The following is a 1,244-nucleotide window of genomic DNA, read 5'->3' on the forward strand; positions in this document are numbered from 1 at the left end:
TATAATTCCTGTTCGCAAATCAGTCTTTTAGTTTCCAGAAATTTGTAAATATCATCATATCCTTGTCCGCCATCTCTGTTAGAAGATAGAAAACCTCTTCTGGATTTACTGTCAATGATATAAGCAAAATCATCTTTAGGCGAATTAGCATCCATTCCGATATTTTGTATTTTATTCAAAGAACCATCTTCATTAATTTTAGTCATAAAAATGTCTAATCCTCCCACACCGGGATGTCCGTCAGAGGCAAAGTAGAGTTCGTTATCCTGACTTACAAAAGGAAAGGTTTCTCTTCCTTCAGTATTTAAAGAAGGGCCTAAGTTTACAGGAGTTCCAAAGGAACCATTCTCATTAATCTGTACTTTAAAGATATCCGACATTCCTAATGTTCCCGGCATATCAGAAGCAAAGTATAAGGTTTTTTCATCAGGACTCAGCGTAGGGTGGGCCGTGCTGAAACTGTCACTGGTGAAAGAAAGCGCCTGAATATTAGTCCAGTTTTCACCCTCTAAAGTAGCTTTGTATAATTTTACTAATGTAATTCCGTTTTCGTTTTTACCTTTTTTACCATTAACATAATTGTTTCTTGTAAAATAAACGGTTTTACCGTCTTTGGTAAAAACCGGAGTGGCTTCGTTAAATTTAGATTTTAAAGATCTGTTAAACTTAACCGGATTAGAGGGAGACCTGTCTTCACCTAAATCAGCACTGTAAAGATGAGTAAAATGCTGATCTGTCCAGGTGTGTTTTCTTTGACCTAAACTACCGGTATCTCTGGCCGAGGTAAAGATTACTTTATTGTTATAAATACTCGAACCGTAATCCGAATATTGAGAGTTGATGTCTGCGTTTTCTATTTTGTATCTTCCGGAATTTGCTTTTATTTCATCTAAATAATTGGTGTTTTCTTTAAAAAGTTTGGCTCTGCTGTCATCAGCTGTAATTTTATCAAATTGTTCCAGAATTTGGTTGGCTTTATCATTATCACCAATGGCGCGTAGAGATTGTGCATAGCGATAATAGTAAGGTGCTTGAATTGTAGTATCTGGCATGGAAAAAAGTTCTCCGTACCATTTTACAGCTTTGTCTAATTCGCCATTAAAATAATAGGCATTTCCCAGTTTTTGGAACATATCGGCAGACTTATAACCTTTTTCGGCAACTTTCTCATAGGTTTTAATGGCATCGATATAAGCATAGTTATCGTAATCTTTATCGGCATTAGCCAACTTGGCTTTCTGAGC

The 1,244-nt window shown here is 36.1% G+C and carries 1 pseudogene; it reads right to left on the minus strand.

Annotated features, from left to right (window positions below):
• Nucleotides 1–1,244 (minus strand): annotated as a pseudogene (locus ABS764_RS16210) (OmpA family protein); the annotation flags it as partial.

The organism is Flavobacterium plantiphilum (assembly GCF_046000495.1).
Classification (GTDB): Bacteria; Bacteroidota; Bacteroidia; order Flavobacteriales; family Flavobacteriaceae; genus Flavobacterium; species Flavobacterium plantiphilum.